13 protein-coding genes and 1 tRNA gene are annotated in these 14,269 nt (G+C 66.6%); 4 read left to right on the forward strand and 10 right to left on the reverse strand.

Annotation, left to right across the window (positions count from 1 at the left end; all coding sequences use genetic code 11):
* The first annotated feature begins 167 nt into the window (after nucleotides 1-167).
* Nucleotides 168-1,802, forward strand: a complete 1,635-nt coding sequence (locus tag MSP7336_RS10725; RefSeq protein WP_069396117.1) for a fatty acyl-AMP ligase — start codon at nucleotides 168-170, stop codon at nucleotides 1,800-1,802.
* 13 nt (nucleotides 1,803-1,815) lie between these two features.
* Here MSP7336_RS10725 and pth read toward each other — a convergent pair whose 3' ends face one another.
* The 8 genes from pth to MSP7336_RS10765 all read right to left on the reverse strand — a co-directional run bounded on the left by pth (nucleotide 1,816) and on the right by MSP7336_RS10765 (nucleotide 7,737).
* Nucleotides 1,816-2,391 carry an aminoacyl-tRNA hydrolase gene (gene pth, locus MSP7336_RS10730; RefSeq protein WP_069396116.1) on the reverse strand — a complete coding sequence of 192 codons (576 nt, stop codon included), beginning with the start codon at nucleotides 2,389-2,391 and terminating at the stop codon, nucleotides 1,816-1,818.
* A 3-nt stretch (nucleotides 2,392-2,394) separates the two neighbouring features.
* Nucleotides 2,395-3,078: a 50S ribosomal protein L25/general stress protein Ctc gene (locus MSP7336_RS10735; RefSeq protein WP_113963675.1), complete on the reverse strand. Its 684-nt coding sequence runs from the start codon at nucleotides 3,076-3,078 to the stop codon at nucleotides 2,395-2,397.
* 129 nt (nucleotides 3,079-3,207) lie between these two features.
* A complete protein-coding gene (locus tag MSP7336_RS10740; protein ID WP_113963676.1) occupies nucleotides 3,208-4,074 on the reverse strand; it encodes an oxidoreductase in 867 nt (288 codons plus the stop codon).
* Nucleotides 4,075-4,085: 11 nt separating this feature from the next.
* The gene (locus MSP7336_RS10745; protein WP_069396113.1) at nucleotides 4,086-4,724 is read right to left on the reverse strand and encodes an LpqN/LpqT family lipoprotein; all 639 of its coding nucleotides are present in this window, start codon (nucleotides 4,722-4,724) and stop codon (nucleotides 4,086-4,088) included.
* Nucleotides 4,721-5,065, reverse strand: coding sequence for an arsenate reductase (glutaredoxin) (gene arsC, locus MSP7336_RS10750; RefSeq protein WP_069396112.1), 345 nt, complete (start codon nucleotides 5,063-5,065; stop codon nucleotides 4,721-4,723). Before arsC ends, MSP7336_RS10745 begins: the two co-directional genes overlap by 4 nt.
* Entirely contained in the window at nucleotides 5,066-6,046 is a 981-nt protein-coding gene (locus MSP7336_RS10755) for a ribose-phosphate diphosphokinase (RefSeq protein WP_069396111.1), read from the reverse strand. It abuts the gene before it with no gap.
* A 69-nt stretch (nucleotides 6,047-6,115) separates the two neighbouring features.
* Nucleotides 6,116-7,567, reverse strand: coding sequence for a bifunctional UDP-N-acetylglucosamine diphosphorylase/glucosamine-1-phosphate N-acetyltransferase GlmU (gene glmU, locus MSP7336_RS10760; protein WP_069396110.1), 1,452 nt, complete (start codon nucleotides 7,565-7,567; stop codon nucleotides 6,116-6,118).
* 98 nt (nucleotides 7,568-7,665) lie between these two features.
* Nucleotides 7,666-7,737: transfer RNA gene (locus tag MSP7336_RS10765), tRNA-Gln, on the reverse strand.
* A gap of 145 nt (nucleotides 7,738-7,882) precedes the next feature.
* On the opposite strand from MSP7336_RS10765, the gene MSP7336_RS10770 reads away from it, so the two are divergent.
* The 3 genes from MSP7336_RS10770 (at nucleotide 7,883) to MSP7336_RS10780 (ending at nucleotide 13,191) form a co-directional block, all read left to right on the forward strand.
* On the forward strand, nucleotides 7,883-8,476 hold the full coding sequence (locus tag MSP7336_RS10770) for a TetR/AcrR family transcriptional regulator (RefSeq protein ID WP_181786965.1): 594 nt from the start codon (nucleotides 7,883-7,885) through the stop codon (nucleotides 8,474-8,476).
* 156 nt (nucleotides 8,477-8,632) lie between these two features.
* Entirely contained in the window at nucleotides 8,633-12,268 is a 3,636-nt protein-coding gene (mfd, locus tag MSP7336_RS10775; protein ID WP_113963677.1) for a transcription-repair coupling factor, read from the forward strand.
* On the forward strand, nucleotides 12,265-13,191 hold the full coding sequence (locus MSP7336_RS10780; RefSeq protein ID WP_069396108.1) for a nucleoside triphosphate pyrophosphohydrolase: 927 nt from the start codon (nucleotides 12,265-12,267) through the stop codon (nucleotides 13,189-13,191). The genes mfd and MSP7336_RS10780 overlap by 4 nt, the downstream gene beginning before the upstream one ends.
* On the opposite strand, the gene MSP7336_RS10785 is transcribed toward MSP7336_RS10780, so the two are convergent.
* Together MSP7336_RS10785 and MSP7336_RS10790 are read right to left on the reverse strand one after the other, a co-directional pair.
* On the reverse strand, nucleotides 13,188-13,592 hold the full coding sequence (locus MSP7336_RS10785; RefSeq protein ID WP_113963678.1) for a type II toxin-antitoxin system VapC family toxin: 405 nt from the start codon (nucleotides 13,590-13,592) through the stop codon (nucleotides 13,188-13,190). The two genes, MSP7336_RS10780 and MSP7336_RS10785, sit on opposite strands and share 4 nt — an antisense overlap.
* The gene (locus MSP7336_RS10790; RefSeq protein ID WP_069396106.1) at nucleotides 13,589-13,834 is read right to left on the reverse strand and encodes an AbrB/MazE/SpoVT family DNA-binding domain-containing protein; all 246 of its coding nucleotides are present in this window, start codon (nucleotides 13,832-13,834) and stop codon (nucleotides 13,589-13,591) included. The genes MSP7336_RS10785 and MSP7336_RS10790 overlap by 4 nt, the downstream gene beginning before the upstream one ends.
* Between the last annotated feature and the right edge of the window lie 435 nt (nucleotides 13,835-14,269).

The raw sequence follows: 14,269 nt of genomic DNA on the forward strand, positions 1-14,269 counted from the left end.
TGCGGCCGTGTCCCCACCGACGTCGCGACGTTGCACGAGGTTACTGATCCACTACCGATTCGAGACACAACCGCTCCCCAATTGTGTGCGCGCGCCTACTGTGCAACGCCCCTGGGCAGGGGCAGCCTGATATTCAGCGGCGTTGCGTTGAAACCGAGGAGGTTTTCGTGAGCAGGTTTACCGAGAACATGTTCCGCAACGCTCACGAGAGCAAGAACGGCATGGTGACCGGCGAACCACACGAGCCGGTCCGGCACACCTGGCTGGAGGTTCATCAGCGCGCACGCCGGGTGGCCGGTGGGCTGCTCGCGGCCGGAATCGGCCACGGCGACGCGATCGGGGTCCTGGTTGGAGCGCCGGTGGAGATCGCGCCGACGGCGCAGGGGCTGTGGATGCGCGGCGCCAGCCTGACGATGCTGCACCAGCCCACGCCACGTACCGACCTGGCCGCGTGGGCGAAGGACACCACCACCGTCATCGACATGATCGAGGCGAAGGCCGTCATCGTCTCGGAGCCCTTCATGGCCGCCATACCGGTGCTGGAGGAGCGCGGCGTCAAGGTGCTGACCGTCGAGCAGCTGTTGGCCGCCGAGCCGACCGACCCGATCGAGACCGGGGAAGACGATCTGGCGCTGATGCAGCTGACGTCCGGTTCGACGGGATCTCCCAAAGCCGTCCAGATCACTCACCGCAACGTGTACTCGAACGTCGAGGCGATGTTCGTGGGCGTGAAGTACAACATCGACACCGACGTGATGATCAGCTGGCTGCCCTGCTTCCACGACATGGGCATGATCGGTTTCTTGACGGTGCCGATGTACTTCGGCGCCGAGCTGGTCAAGGTCACCCCGATGGACTTCCTGCGCGACACGCTGCTGTGGGCCAAGCTGATCGACAAGTACAAGGGCACCTTCATCTGCGGCCCCAACTTCGCCTACTCGCTGTTCGCCAAGCGCCTGCGCAAGCAGGCCAAACCCGGCCAGTTCGACCTGTCGAGCCTGCGGATCGCGATGTCAGGCGCTGAACCCGTCGACCCGGCCGACGTCGAAGACCTGATCGACGCGGGCCGGCCGTTCGGGTTGCGGCCGGAGGCCATTCTGCCGGCCTACGGGATGGCCGAAACCACGCTGGCGGTGTCGTTCTCGCCGGTGGAGACGGGGCTGCACGTCGACGAGGTGGATGCCGATCTGTTGGCTGCCCTGCGCCGCGCGGTGCCGGCCACCAAGGGAAACACCCGCCGGCTGGCGTCCCTGGGGCCAGTGCTCGACGGCATCGAGGTCCGCATCGTCGACGAGGACGGCAATGTGTTGCCGCCCCGCGGCGTCGGCGTCATCGAACTGCGCGGGGAGCCGGTGACGCCGGGCTACATCACCATGGGTGGATTCATCCCGGCGCAGGACGAACACGGCTGGTATGACACCGGCGACCTCGGTTACCTGACCGAGGAGGGCCACATCGTGGTATGCGGCCGGGTCAAAGACGTCATCATCATGGCCGGCCGCAACATCTACCCGACCGACATCGAGCGGGCCGCCTGCCGGGTCGAGGGGGTCCGTCCGGGCTGCGCGGTGGCCGTACGGCTCGACGCCGGGCATTCCCGCGAGACGTTCGCCGTGGCGGTGGAGTCCAACGCGTTCGAGGATCCCGCCGAGGTGCGTCGCATCGAGCACCAGGTCGCCCACGAGGTCGTCAAAGAAGTGGATGTGCGGCCGCGCAATGTCGTGGTGCTCGGCCCGGGCACGATTCCCAAGACCCCGTCGGGCAAGCTGCGGCGGTCCACCTCCGTTCAGCTGGTCACCTAGATCTCGGGCGTACTTACCAGGCGTGCACGACGTTTTGGGCCGGCTCGAGGCCCAGTTGCAGCAACAGCTCGGCGGCGTCGGCGGCCTGCTCGCAGATCGTCGGGACTTCCACACGTTCGGCCGCGGTGAAGTTCTCCAACACGAACGCTGCCGGGTCCTTGCGGCCCGGCGGACGTCCGATGCCGATGCGCACCCGCTGAAAGTCCTTGGTGCCCAATGCGGCCGCCACTGATCGCAGCCCGTTGTGGCCGCCCTCGCCGCCCCCGAGCTTGAGCCTGATCCGACCGAAATCGAGGTCGAGGTCGTCGTGGATGACGATGATGTCCGCGGGTGGCACCGAGTAGAACTTGGCCAATGGCGCCACTTGGCGCCCGGATTCGTTCATATAGCTGCGCGGCTTGGCCAGCACCACCGAACGCCCCCCGAGCCGACCGGTGACAATCTCGCAGCCGGACTTCTTGTGCGCCTTGAACTTCGACCCCAGCCGCGCGGCGAGCAAGTCGGCGACCATGAACCCGAGATTGTGGCGGGTCGCCGCGTAGTTTGGTCCCGGGTTGCCCAGGCCGACCACCAAGAGTGGCTCGGCCATGCGCTACTCGGACTCGGACGCCGGGGTTTCCTCGGCTTCGGCGGCCTCCTCGGCCGGCGCCTCGGCCTCAGCCTCAGCCTCAGCCTCGGCCTCGGGCACCTCGCCGGCACCCTCGGCCTCGAGGTCTTCGGCGGTCGGCGCGTTCACCACGTTGACAACCAGGCGGTCGGGGTCGGACACCAGCGTCACCCCTGACGGCAGGGTGATCTGCCCGGCGGTGAACTGGGTGCCCGGTTCGGCGCCTTCGATCGAAACCGTCAACTGCTCGGGAATGGCCACCGCGTCGGCCTCGATCTCGATGGTGTTGGTCTCCTGCGTGACCAGGGTGCCCGGGGCCGGTTCACCCTGGACTTCGACGGTGACCTCGACCACCACCTTCTCGCCGCGGCGCACCAGCAACAGGTCGGCGTGCTGGATGGTGTGCCGGATCGGGTGGATGTCCAGCGCTTTGGTCAGCGCCAGCTGCTCTTTGCCGTCGATTTTGAGCGCCAGCAGCGCGTTGGTGCCGGAATGCCGCAGCACCGCGGCGAAGTCGTGTCCGGGCAGCTCCAGGTGCTGCGGATCGGCACCGTGACCGTAGAGAACCGCGGGGATCTTGCCCGCGCGGCGGGCCCGGCGGGACGCGCCCTTACCGGTCTCGGTGCGTACCGAGACGGTCAGCTGGTTAGCGGAAGAGGCTTTGGCCATGGTGTCGCTCCTGTTGGTCGGGGCACGGCCAGCATCGCGACAACCGTAAGACGGTCCCCGTCGATAACGGCGGCTGGAAAGGTCAGCCGCCCTCGCCGTGACGCCCGGTCAGGTTAGCGCATCAGCGCGTCACAGCGGAAATTTGGTGTCTGTCAGCCGCTCGGAAAGCTCCCATAGTTCCCGGGCGGTGTCGGCGCGGCGGGCCAGTGGACTGCGCCAAACCGGCTTGCTGCGGCCCAGCATCCCGAAGCGGGGCCCGATGAACGTGTCGCCGGGCAGATCGGCCGAGGCGGCATACAGGATTTGCCGCGCGCCGAAGTCGGCGTCGGTGGCCAGCCGATTTCCGATGGCCATCAATGCGTCCGCCAACCGGCGCCCGGAGTGGCCCTGCAGGTTGGTACGCGAGTACCCCGGGTGGGCGGCCAGCGCCCGCAGCGGCGAGCCGACCGCCGTCAGGCGTCGCTGCAGCTCACTGGTGAACAGCAGATTGGCCAGCTTGGACTGCCCGTAGGCCAGCCACGCCGAGTACGGCCGCGACGTCCAGTTGAGGTCTTTGAGGCTGATGCGGCCCACCACGTGCGCTATCGATGACACCGTGACCACGCGGTCGGTGAGTTTGGGCAGCAGCAGATTGGTCAGCGCGAAGTGACCGAGGTGGTTGGTGCCGATCTGGCTTTCGAAGCCGTCGGCGGTGACTGTGTGCGGGACGGCCATGATCCCGGCGTTGTTGATCAACACATCTACAGCGTCCACGCCGTCGGCGAACTGGCGCACCGAGGCCAGATCCATCAGATCGAGTCTGCGCACTTCGAGATCACCGGTCATCTGTGCGGCGGCGGCTTCGCCCTTGCCGGTGTCGCGCACCGCCATGATGACTTGGGCGCCTACGCGCGCCAATTCGCGGGCGGTCACCGCGCCCAGCCCGCTGTTGGCGCCGGTGATGATCACGGTGCGCCCCGCGAACGACGGCAGGTCGGCGGCAGTCCAGGCGCTCATAGCACCCGAGATTACTTGGCCGCGACAGTGAACCCGTTGATGATCGCTTCGATGTCGCCCGATTCCTCTACCGCCTGCTCGGCGAGGCTGGTGACGGAGAACTCGACCAGATAACGCTGGTTGGCGGGTGGCGACCCGGTGGCGATGACGGCCCGGTTGAAGGTGTGCAACCGCTTGCCGGTGAGGTCGAAGGTGCCCTGGATCATCGAGGACGGGAAACCGTGGAAGTCGGCGTCGGAGCCGTCCAGCTTTTTGAAGTTCGACGACATCAAGACATCGGCGTCGGCGTGTTTGACCACTTCGCGTGGATCAAAGTCTCCGTGGAGTTGGAAGACGTTCAGCATCGCGTTCGGGTACAAATCGTCGCCCTTGGTGATCACCACGGTTGCCGGTGGCATGTTGGGTGGCGTGTGCTTCGACCACCCCGGTGGTATGGGCATCGACACGGTCAGGTCGGGCAGCGAGTCGGGCGCAACTTGCTCTTCGCCAATGCTGTTGGTGCGCAGGTACTGCGCAAACGGGACCTGCTCCTCGGTCGTCGTGGGAGTGGTCGTTGTGGTGGTCGTCGTCCAGATCGACTGATAGTCAGGCGTTTGCGCCCCGCAGCCGGCGGTGAGTATCAGCGCGGCTGCCAAAAGCAGGCGCCTCACAGAATTTCGCGGACGGCGTCGACCGGCCGTCCTAATCGAGTCCCTTTGGCGGTGACCACGAATGGCCGCTGGATCAGGATGGGGTTCGCGATCATCGCGTCCAGTAGCTCGTCGTCACTGGCACCGTCAAGGCCCAGCTCGCGGTAAACGTCTTCGTTTTTGCGCACCGCGTCGCGTACGTTGATGCCGGCGTCGCGGATCATCTGGGCGAGCTGCTCGCGAGTGGGCGGCGTCTTGAGATATTCGATTATTGTTGGCTCAATCCCGTTGTCGCGTAACAGTTCCAATGTTTTGCGAGAGGTCGAGCAACGAGGGTTGTGGTAGATAACGTTGTCTGACATCTATGCGTCCCCATCGAAAAGGCCTGTGACTGAACCGTTTTCGAATACCGCACGAATCGTGCTGGCCAGCAGCGGTGCGATGGACAGCACCGTGAGCTGGCCGAAGCGCTTGTCCTCCCCAATCGGCAGTGTGTTGGTGACGATCACCTCGCGCGCGCCGCATTCGGCCAGCCGCTGCGACGCCGGTTCCGACAGCACACCGTGGCTGGCCGCGATGATCACGTCACTGGCGCCCTCGTCGTGCAGCAACTTGACGGCTCCGGCGATGGTGCCGCCGGTGTCGATCATGTCGTCGATCAGCACGCAGGTGCGGCCCTCCACCTCGCCGACCACTCGGTTGGACACCACCTGGTTGGGCACCCGCGGATCGCGTGTCTTGTGGATGAAGGCCAGTGGGACACCGCCCAACGCGTCAGCCCATTTCTCGGCGATGCGCACCCGGCCGGAGTCGGGGGAGACCACCACCATGTTGCCGTCGGCGTAGTTGTCCTTGATGTAGCCGGTGAGCAGGTTTTGGGCGCGCATGTGGTCGACCGGCCCGTCGAAGAAGCCCTGGATCTGATCGGTGTGCAGGTCGACCGTCACGATCCGGTCGGCGCCGGCGGTCTTGAGCAGATCAGCGACCAGACGCGCCGAGATCGGTTCGCGTCCGCGATGCTTCTTGTCCTGGCGGGCGTAGGGATAGAACGGCATGACCGCAGTAATGCGCTTGGCGCTGCCGCGCTTGAGCGCGTCGATCATGATCAGCTGTTCGACCAGCCATTGATTGACCGGGGCCGGGTAGGACTGCAGGACGAACGCGTCGCAGCCACGTACCGATTCTTGGTATCGGACGAAGATCTCCCCGTTGGCGAAGTCGCGCGCCGTCTGGGCCGTGACATGCACGTCGAGCTCTTTGGCAACCTGCTCGGCCAACTCGGGGTGCGCCCGCCCCGAGAAGAGCATCAGGTTCTTGCGGTTGTCGGTCCAGTCGTGGCTCACGTGATGTCCCGCCGTTCGGATCGAGATGGTTGAGCCTACTGGCCCGACCAAATAATAGGGACAGAAACGTCACTGGGTTTCATCGGACTGCGCTTTCTCCGCGGCCCGCGCGGCGGCGCTGCCCGGCCGCTTGCGCTGCACCCAGTTCTCGATGTTGCGCTGCGGGCCGGCCGATACCGCGAGTGCCCCCGGCGGAACGTCCTCGCGCACCACCGTTCCGGCCCCGGTGTAGGCGCCGTCGCCGACGGTGACCGGAGCGACGAACATGGTGTCCGAGCCGGTACGCACATGCGAGCCGATCTTGGTGCGCTGCTTGGATTCGCCGTCGTAGTTGACGAACACGCTGGACGCGCCGATGTTGCTGTGCTCGCCGATATCGGCGTCGCCGACGTAAGTCAGGTGCGGCACCTTGGTGCCGGTGCCGACGGTGGAGTTTTTGATCTCGACGAACGCGCCCAGCTTGCCCTCGGCGCCCAGCACGCTGCCCGGGCGCAGGTAGGTGAACGGCCCGACGTGGGCTCCGTCGCCGATGACCGCCTCCGTGCCGTGGGTGCGGATCACCGATGCGTCGTCGCCGACGGTGACGTCGGTCAAGGTGGTGTCCGGGCCGATCGTGCAGTTGCGGCCGATGCGGGTACCGCCCAGCAGCTGGGTGCCGGGCTGGATCACGGTGTCTCGGCCGATGCTGACGTCGATGTCAATCCAGGTGGTCGCCGGGTCGACGACGGTGACCCCGGCCAGCTGGTGGTTGGCGACGATCCTGCGGTTCAGATCGGCGCCGAGCTCGGCGAGCTGGACCCGGTTGTTGACGCCGGCCACCAGCATGCTGTCGGCGACATGCCGAGCAGCAACCAGTTGTCCGTCCTGGCGAAGGATGGAGATCACATCGGTCAGGTAGAGCTCGTGTTGGGCGTTGTCGGCCGATAGCCGGCTCAACGCGGAGCGCAACGGGCCGATGTCGAACGCATAGACGCCGGCGTTGACCTCGCGGATCTGCTGTTGCGAGGGGGTCGCGTCGGCTTGCTCGACGATCGCGATCACCTCGTGGTCCTGGGTGCGCAGGATACGGCCGTAGCCGGTGGGATCGTGCAGCGTGGTGGTCAGCACGGTGACCGCGGCCGAATGCGAGCCGTGCGCGGCGATCAAGTCGGCCAGGGTGTCGGCGTCGAGCAACGGAATGTCTCCGGAGGTGACGACGACGACGCCGCCGAAGTCGTCGGGCAGCCCGGTCAGACCGCACAGCACCGCATGCCCGGTCCCGAGCTGCTTGTCCTGCATCGCGACGTCGATGGGCCGTCCGAGCGTGCAGGCCAGCTCGCCGACGACGGGGGTGATGCGCTCGTGGTTCTGGCCGAGCACCACCACCAGATGCTGCGGGGCCAGCTTGGCGATGGAGTGCAGGCAGTGCGCCAGCATGCTGCGGCCGGCGATCGGGTGCAGCACCTTGGGAATGTCCGAGCGCATCCGGGTGCCGGCTCCCGCCGCCAGCACGAGGACGGCGGTGTCACCGTGAGCTGTCATGAGGGCTCCTGCCGCGAGTGTGCGTGTTTGTCCGCCGACACGCCGTCAAGCGTGTCATTTCATGCACGCTCAGGGCAAAGGGGACGCGAAAATGCAAGCTCCGTCGCCAGGACTCGAACCTGAACTCTCAGAACCAAAATCTGATGTGCTGCCGATTACACCACGACGGATCAGTACCAGCGACGACTCTAGCTGCCCGGTGACGCAGACCGTGGCACGGTCTGAGGTGGAGAGCCGGGAATTTGGCCAGTGCAACCCGATACGCTGAAGGGCGTGGCAGCGCCGGACAAGGAAGTGCGTGCGCCGCGCGCCAGGATGACCGGCAGCGAGCGGCGTCATCAGCTCATCGACATCGCTCGATCGTTGTTTGCCGAACGCGGCTACGACGGCACCTCGATCGAGGAGATCGCGCTGCGCGCCAACGTCTCAAAACCAGTGGTCTACGAGCATTTCGGCGGCAAGGAGGGATTGTACGCGGTGGTCGTAGACCGGGAAATGTCGGCGTTGCTGGACGGCATCACCTCGTCGCTGACCAACAACCGGTCCCGGGTGCGCGTCGAGCGGGTGGCGCTGGCGCTGCTGACCTACGTCGAAGAACGCACCGACGGCTTCCGGATCATGATCCGCGACTCGCCGGCGGCAATCAGCTCGGGCACCTACTCCAGCCTGCTCAACGACGCGGTCGGCCAGGTCAGCTCGATCCTGGCCGGCGACTTCGCCCGTCGCGGCCTGGACCCGGAGTTGGCGCCGCTGTACGCCCAGGCGCTCGTCGGCTCGGTGTCGATGACCGCCCAGTGGTGGCTCGATACGCGTGAACCCAAGAAAGAAGTTGTCGCCGCGCATCTGGTCAACCTGATGTGGAACGGGTTGACGCATCTGGAAGCCGATCCACACCTGCAGGACGAGTAGCCGTCAATATTGCCGTTTTTCGCTGCGCTACCGCCCGCTGTGGCGGCGCTCACGTCGGGTTGCCCAGCGCCGCAACAAGAATCGATCGAAGAATAGAATGACGGAAATTATGGCACCACTCCTCATCGCTAAGCTCCGCATCGTCGTGGCGCGATCATGACCGAAACCCCGATCGCGGGGCTAGTTGAGTCGGCGCTTCGTGCGCCCACCTTTGCGCAACTGATCGAGCAGGCCGCCGATCGACCCGCCGAATTGAGTCTCGTCGGGCCGGCCAGCGCGAGGCTGTTCGTTGCCAGTGCCTTGGCGCGGCAGGGCCCGCTACTGGTAGTCACCGCCACCGGCCGCGAGGCCGAGGACCTGACCGCCGAACTACAGGGTGCTTTCGGCGACACGGTGGCGATGTTCCCGTCCTGGGAGACGCTGCCGCACGAACGGCTGTCGCCGGGCGTCGATACCGTGGGCCGACGACTGCTGGTGCTGCGCCGGCTGGCCCATCCCGAGGACACGCGGCTGGGACCGCCGTTGCAGGTGGTGGTCACCGCGGTGCGCTCGCTGTTGCAGCCGATGACACCGCAGCTCGGTGAGCTGGAACCACTGACCCTTGCGGTGGGCGACGAAATCGACTTCGAAGCGGTGATCGCCCGGCTGGTCGAACTGGCCTACACCCGCGTGGACATGGTCGGCCGGCGCGGCGAATTCGCCGTGCGCGGCGGCATCCTCGACGTCTTCCCCCCGACCGCCGAGCACCCGATGCGGGTGGAGTTCTGGGGTGACGAGGTCAGCGAGATGAGGATGTTCGCGGTGGCCGACCAGCGGTCCATCCCCGAGCTCGACGTCGACGGCCTGGTCGCCGTGGCCTGTCGGGAGCTGCTGCTGACCGAGGACGTGCGGGCCCGGGCCGTGGCGTTGGCCCAACAACACCCGCCGACCGACAACACCGTCGTCGGCAGTGTCGCCGACATGTTGGCCAAGCTCGCCGAGGGCATCCCGGTCGACGGCATGGAAGCGCTGCTGCCGGTGCTGCGCCCCGACGAGTTGTCGTTGCTCACCGATCAGCTGGCCGACGGCACGCCGGTGCTGGTGTGCGACCCGGAAAAGGTCCGGACCCGCGCCGCGGATCTGATCAAGACGGGGCGGGAGTTCCTGGAGGCGTCCTGGTCGGTGGCAGCGGTCGGTGGCGACGCGCCGGTGGACGTCGAGCAGCTGGGCGGATCGGGCTTTCGCGAACTCGACGAGGTGCGCCGCGCCGCCTGCGAATCGGGCCACCCGTGGTGGACGCTGAGCCAGCTCTCCGACGAGTCGGCGATCGAACTGGACGTGCGTGCCGCGCCGTCGGCCCGCGGCCATCAACGCGACATCGACGAGATTTTCGCGATGCTGCGCGCGCACGTCGCCACCGGCGGGTTCGCGGTCGTCGTCGCACCCGGAACCGGAACCGCGCACCGCGTCGTCGAGCAGCTGGCCGAATCCGACACGCCCGCAACGATGTTGGAGCCGGGCGCACCGCCCAAGCAAGGTGTGGTCGGGGTGCTCAAAGGTCCGCTGCACGACGGCCTGGTGATACCGGGGGCCAACCTCGTCGTTGTCACCGAGACCGATCTGACCGGCAACCGGGTCACCGCCCCCGAGGGCAAGCGCCTGGCCGCCAAGCGCCGCAATGTCGTCGACCCGCTGGCGCTGACCCCCGGCGACCTGGTGGTGCACGACCAGCACGGCATCGGGCGGTTCGTCGAGATGACCGAACGCACCGTGGGCGGCGCCCGCCGCGAATATCTGGTGCTGGAGTACGCGTCGGGCAGGCGCGGCGGCCCGGACAACACCGACAAGCTTTACGTGCCGATGGATGCACTCGACCAGCTGTCCCGGTATGTCGGCGGGCAGGCGCCGGCGCTTTCCCGTCTCGGCGGCAGCGACTGGGCCAATACCAAAACCAAGGCCCGCAAAGCGGTCCGCGAAATCGCCGGCGAGCTGGTCTCGCTCTACGCCAAGCGGCAGGCCGCGCCCGGCTACGCTTTCGGCCCCGACACGCCTTGGCAGGCCGAGATGGAGGACGCGTTCGGGTTCACCGAAACCGTCGACCAGCTCACCGCCATCACCGAGGTGAAGGCCGACATGGAAAAGCCGGTACCGATGGACCGAGTGATCTGCGGCGACGTCGGCTACGGCAAGACCGAGATCGCGGTGCGCGCGGCGTTCAAGGCGGTCCAGGACGGCAAGCAGGTCGCCATCCTGGTGCCCACCACGCTGCTGGCCGACCAGCACCTGGAGACGTTCCGCGAGCGGATGGCCGGGTTCCCCGTCACCATCAAGGGCCTGTCGAGGTTCACCGGCCCGACCGAGTCACGGGCTGTGCTCGACGGCATGGCCGACGGGTCGGTGGACATCGTGATCGGCACCCACCGGCTGCTGCAGACCGGGGTGCGCTGGAAGGACCTCGGCCTGGTGGTCGTCGACGAGGAACAACGCTTCGGTGTCGAACACAAAGAGCACATCAAGAGCCTGCGCACCCACGTCGACGTGCTCACCATGAGCGCCACGCCGATCCCGCGCACCCTGGAGATGAGCCTGGCCGGCATCCGGGAAATGTCGACGATCCTGACCCCGCCGGAGGAGCGCTACCCGGTGCTGACCTACGTCGGCCCGCACGACGACAAACAGATCGCCGCCGCACTGCGGCGCGAGCTGTTGCGCGACGGGCAGGCCTTCTACGTACACAACCGGGTCAGCTCCATCGACGCGGCCGCCGCGCGGGTGCGGGCGCTGGTGCCCGAGGCCCGCGTCGCCGTCGCGCACGGGCAGATGAACGAGGACGTGCTCGAGCGCACCGTGCAGGGGTTCTGGAACCGCGACTACGACATCTTGGTGTGCACCACCATCGTGGAGACCGGCCTGGACATCTCCAACGCCAACACGCTGATCGTCGAGCGCGCCGACACTTTCGGGCTCGCCCAGCTGCACCAGCTGCGCGGCAGGGTCGGGCGCAGCCGTGAGCGCGGCTACGCCTATTTCCTGTATCCGCAGCACGCCCCGCTGACCGAAACCGCCTACGACCGGCTGGCCACCATCGCGCAGAACAACGAGCTGGGCGCCGGCATGGCGGTCGCGATGAAAGACCTGGAGATCCGCGGCGCCGGCAACGTGCTCGGTGTCGAGCAATCCGGACATGTCGCCGGGGTGGGCTTCGACCTGTACGTCCGATTGGTCGGCGAGGCCGTCGAGGCGTATCGGGCGGCCGCCGACGGCGAAACCGTCACCAGCGCCGAGGAACCCAAGGAGGTTCGAATCGATCTGCCGGTCGATGCCCACCTGCCGCCCGACTACATTCCCAGCGACCGGCTGCGGCTGGAAGGTTACCGACGGCTGGCCGCAGCCACCGACGACGCCGCGATCGATGCCGTCGTCGAAGAACTGACCGACCGCTACGGCGCGCTGCCCGAACCCGCGCAGCGGTTGGTGGCGGTGGCGCGATTGCGGCTGCTGTGCCGAGCGGCCGGGATCACCGAGGTGAGCGCTGCGTCAGCGGCGACGGTGCGGCTGTCGCCGCTGACGCTGCCGGACTCCGCCCAGGTCCGACTCAAGCGGCTCTACCCGGGCGCGCATTACCGCGCCACGACGGCGACCGTCCAGGTGCCGATTCCCCGCGCGGGCGGGGTCGGCGCACCGCGGATCCGCGACCTCGAACTGGTCGCCATGGTGGCGGATTTGGTCACGGCGCTCGACGGGAAACCGCAGGCAGGGCTTGGTATAGCCGAATCCGTGACCGCAGCCGGACAGGGACGATCAGCGCGATGACAGTCGTTTTGGTCGACCCCCGCCGCCCGTCGTTGATTCCGGTGGAAGCGATCGAGTTGCTCACCGGTGAGGTGGCCTACACCGAGGAGATACCCGTCGCGGTGCCCTGGACGCTGCCGGCCGCGCGTCCGGTGCATGTCGGCGACGACGCCCCGGTGCTGTTGTCGTCCGACCCCGAGCATCCGGCTGTCGTCGAGCGATTAGCCGCCGGCGACCGGCTGATCTCGGCGCCGGACTCCCCGCGCGGCGAACGGCTGATCGACGCGGTGGCGATGATGGACAAGTTGCGCACCGCCGGCCCGTGGGAAAGCGAGCAGACGCACGACTCGCTGCGGCGTTTCCTGCTGGAGGAAACCTACGAGCTTTTCGACGCGGTGCGCAGCGGCAACGCCGACGAGCTACGCGAAGAGCTCGGCGACATACTGCTGCAGGTGCTCTTCCACGCCCGTATCGCCGAGGACGCGCCGGAACACCCGTTCACCATCGACGACGTGGCCGACACGCTGTTGCGAAAGCTGGGTAACCGGGTGCCGGGAGTCCTTGCCGGGGAATCGATTTCGCTCGATGAGCAATTGGCTCAATGGGAGGAGCGCAAGGCCCTGGAGAGGCCACGTAGTTCGGTGATGGACGGAGTTCCGACAGCACAGCCGGCTTTGGCGTTAGCGCAGAAGGCGGTCCAGCGAGCTTGTGCGGCGGGACTGCCCGCCGACCTGATTCCGTCCGAGATCACGTCGATTACGGTGAGTCCGGATGTTGATGCCGAAAATGCCCTGCGCACCGCGGTTTTGGAGTTCATAGATGCTGTGCGCGCCACCGAGCAGGTGATTGCAGCCGAGCGGCGCGGGCCCGATGTCCCCGAGGAGCTGGATGCGACGCCGCTCGGGGCGATCACCGAGGCGGAGTGGCGGGCTTGCTGGCCTTAGGTCACCAGTTCGTACTCGACGTGCAGCCGCTCGTAGGTTCCGACCGCTCGCTGGTCGCGAGTCAATAGCGTTGCTCCGGCAGCTTTCGACGTCAACCCGACCAGCGCGTCGTAGGTTGCGCCACCGGTGATGCCGTTCTCGGCGAGACGGTCGATCAACACACGATAAGAGCGTGCATCCAGCGTCAGGTAGTCACGGGAAGTGACGTCCGCCAAGTAGGCATGAACGGCGACGGGGGCAACACGATGGGGTGGTGGCAGCCGCGTCAGAACGGAGTAGGTTTCCACCGCCGCGTGTGCAATCAGACGGCCGCCACGATCAAGCGCACGCACCGCGGACTCGTGCCCTTCGTGCCATGTCGCGAAACCGGCAACCAGCACACTGGTATCGGGTGCGATCACCGTCGCACGCGATCGAGGGTCTCGCGCACGATCTCGTCGGTCAAAACGGGTAGCGGCCGGTCCGGTCGCGCAACGAGGACTGACCCTTCCCGAGCGAGTTCGACATGGGTCGGTGCCGGTTCAATCTCGATGCGCCCGTCGCGCTCGGTGATCTCCACCTCCTCATTCCCATGCAATCCGAGGCGGTCGCGAATCCGCTTGGGAATCACCAGACGCCCTGCTGAATCGATGGTTGTCCGCATGGTACGGAATTTACCATTAAGCAAGCCTCCGCGGCACTGCTGTGTATAACCACTGCATCGGGCGGAGGGCGGTGGCGGCGATGAGGATGTCCGTTGTCTGAGCAGCATCGATCGACAACAAATGTCGGTGCCCGAATGCCAGAAAGGCGCCGGCGCTGGCCCCCAGACCGACTACCCGACGATGACTGCGCGCCTTGGCGTTGCGCGACCGCTGATTACGTTTATTGCTGCTCTGGCCAGTCATCGAGCCGCCCGGTGAGAATTAAGGTAACGGCGTCGTATGCTTTCTCTCAGCAAACGTTAAGCTACTCCACAACTGACGAGCTGTCAGTATTACCCGTCGATTCGTCGGTCCCGCGAGCAGGCGAAGGGCTGGGACTAGGGGGCTGGCTCGCCGCGCGGGCTGACGAGAAGACCCTCGGGATTTGATCTCTT

This window comes from Mycobacterium shimoidei, assembly GCF_900417275.1.
In the GTDB taxonomy this organism is placed as follows: Bacteria; Actinomycetota; Actinomycetes; order Mycobacteriales; family Mycobacteriaceae; genus Mycobacterium; species Mycobacterium shimoidei.

Bases quoted from the DNA above. Each gene is read 5' to 3' on its own strand.
- MSP7336_RS10740 (WP_113963676.1), bottom strand. From the start codon at position 4,074: ATGAGCGCCTGGACTGCCGCCGACCTGCCGTCGTTCGCGGGGCGCACC.
- glmU (WP_069396110.1), bottom strand. From the start codon at position 7,567: ATGACAGCTCACGGTGACACCGCCGTCCTCGTGCTGGCGGCGGGAGCC.
- MSP7336_RS10790 (WP_069396106.1), bottom strand. From the start codon at position 13,834: ATGCGGACAACCATCGATTCAGCAGGGCGTCTGGTGATTCCCAAGCGG.
- MSP7336_RS10780 (WP_069396108.1), top strand. From the start codon at position 12,265: ATGACAGTCGTTTTGGTCGACCCCCGCCGCCCGTCGTTGATTCCGGTG.
- MSP7336_RS10770 (WP_181786965.1), top strand. From the start codon at position 7,883: ATGACCGGCAGCGAGCGGCGTCATCAGCTCATCGACATCGCTCGATCG.
- MSP7336_RS10735 (WP_113963675.1), bottom strand. From the start codon at position 3,078: ATGGCCAAAGCCTCTTCCGCTAACCAGCTGACCGTCTCGGTACGCACC.
- arsC (WP_069396112.1), bottom strand. From the start codon at position 5,065: ATGTCAGACAACGTTATCTACCACAACCCTCGTTGCTCGACCTCTCGC.
- pth (WP_069396116.1), bottom strand. From the start codon at position 2,391: ATGGCCGAGCCACTCTTGGTGGTCGGCCTGGGCAACCCGGGACCAAAC.
- mfd (WP_113963677.1), top strand. From the start codon at position 8,633: ATGACCGAAACCCCGATCGCGGGGCTAGTTGAGTCGGCGCTTCGTGCG.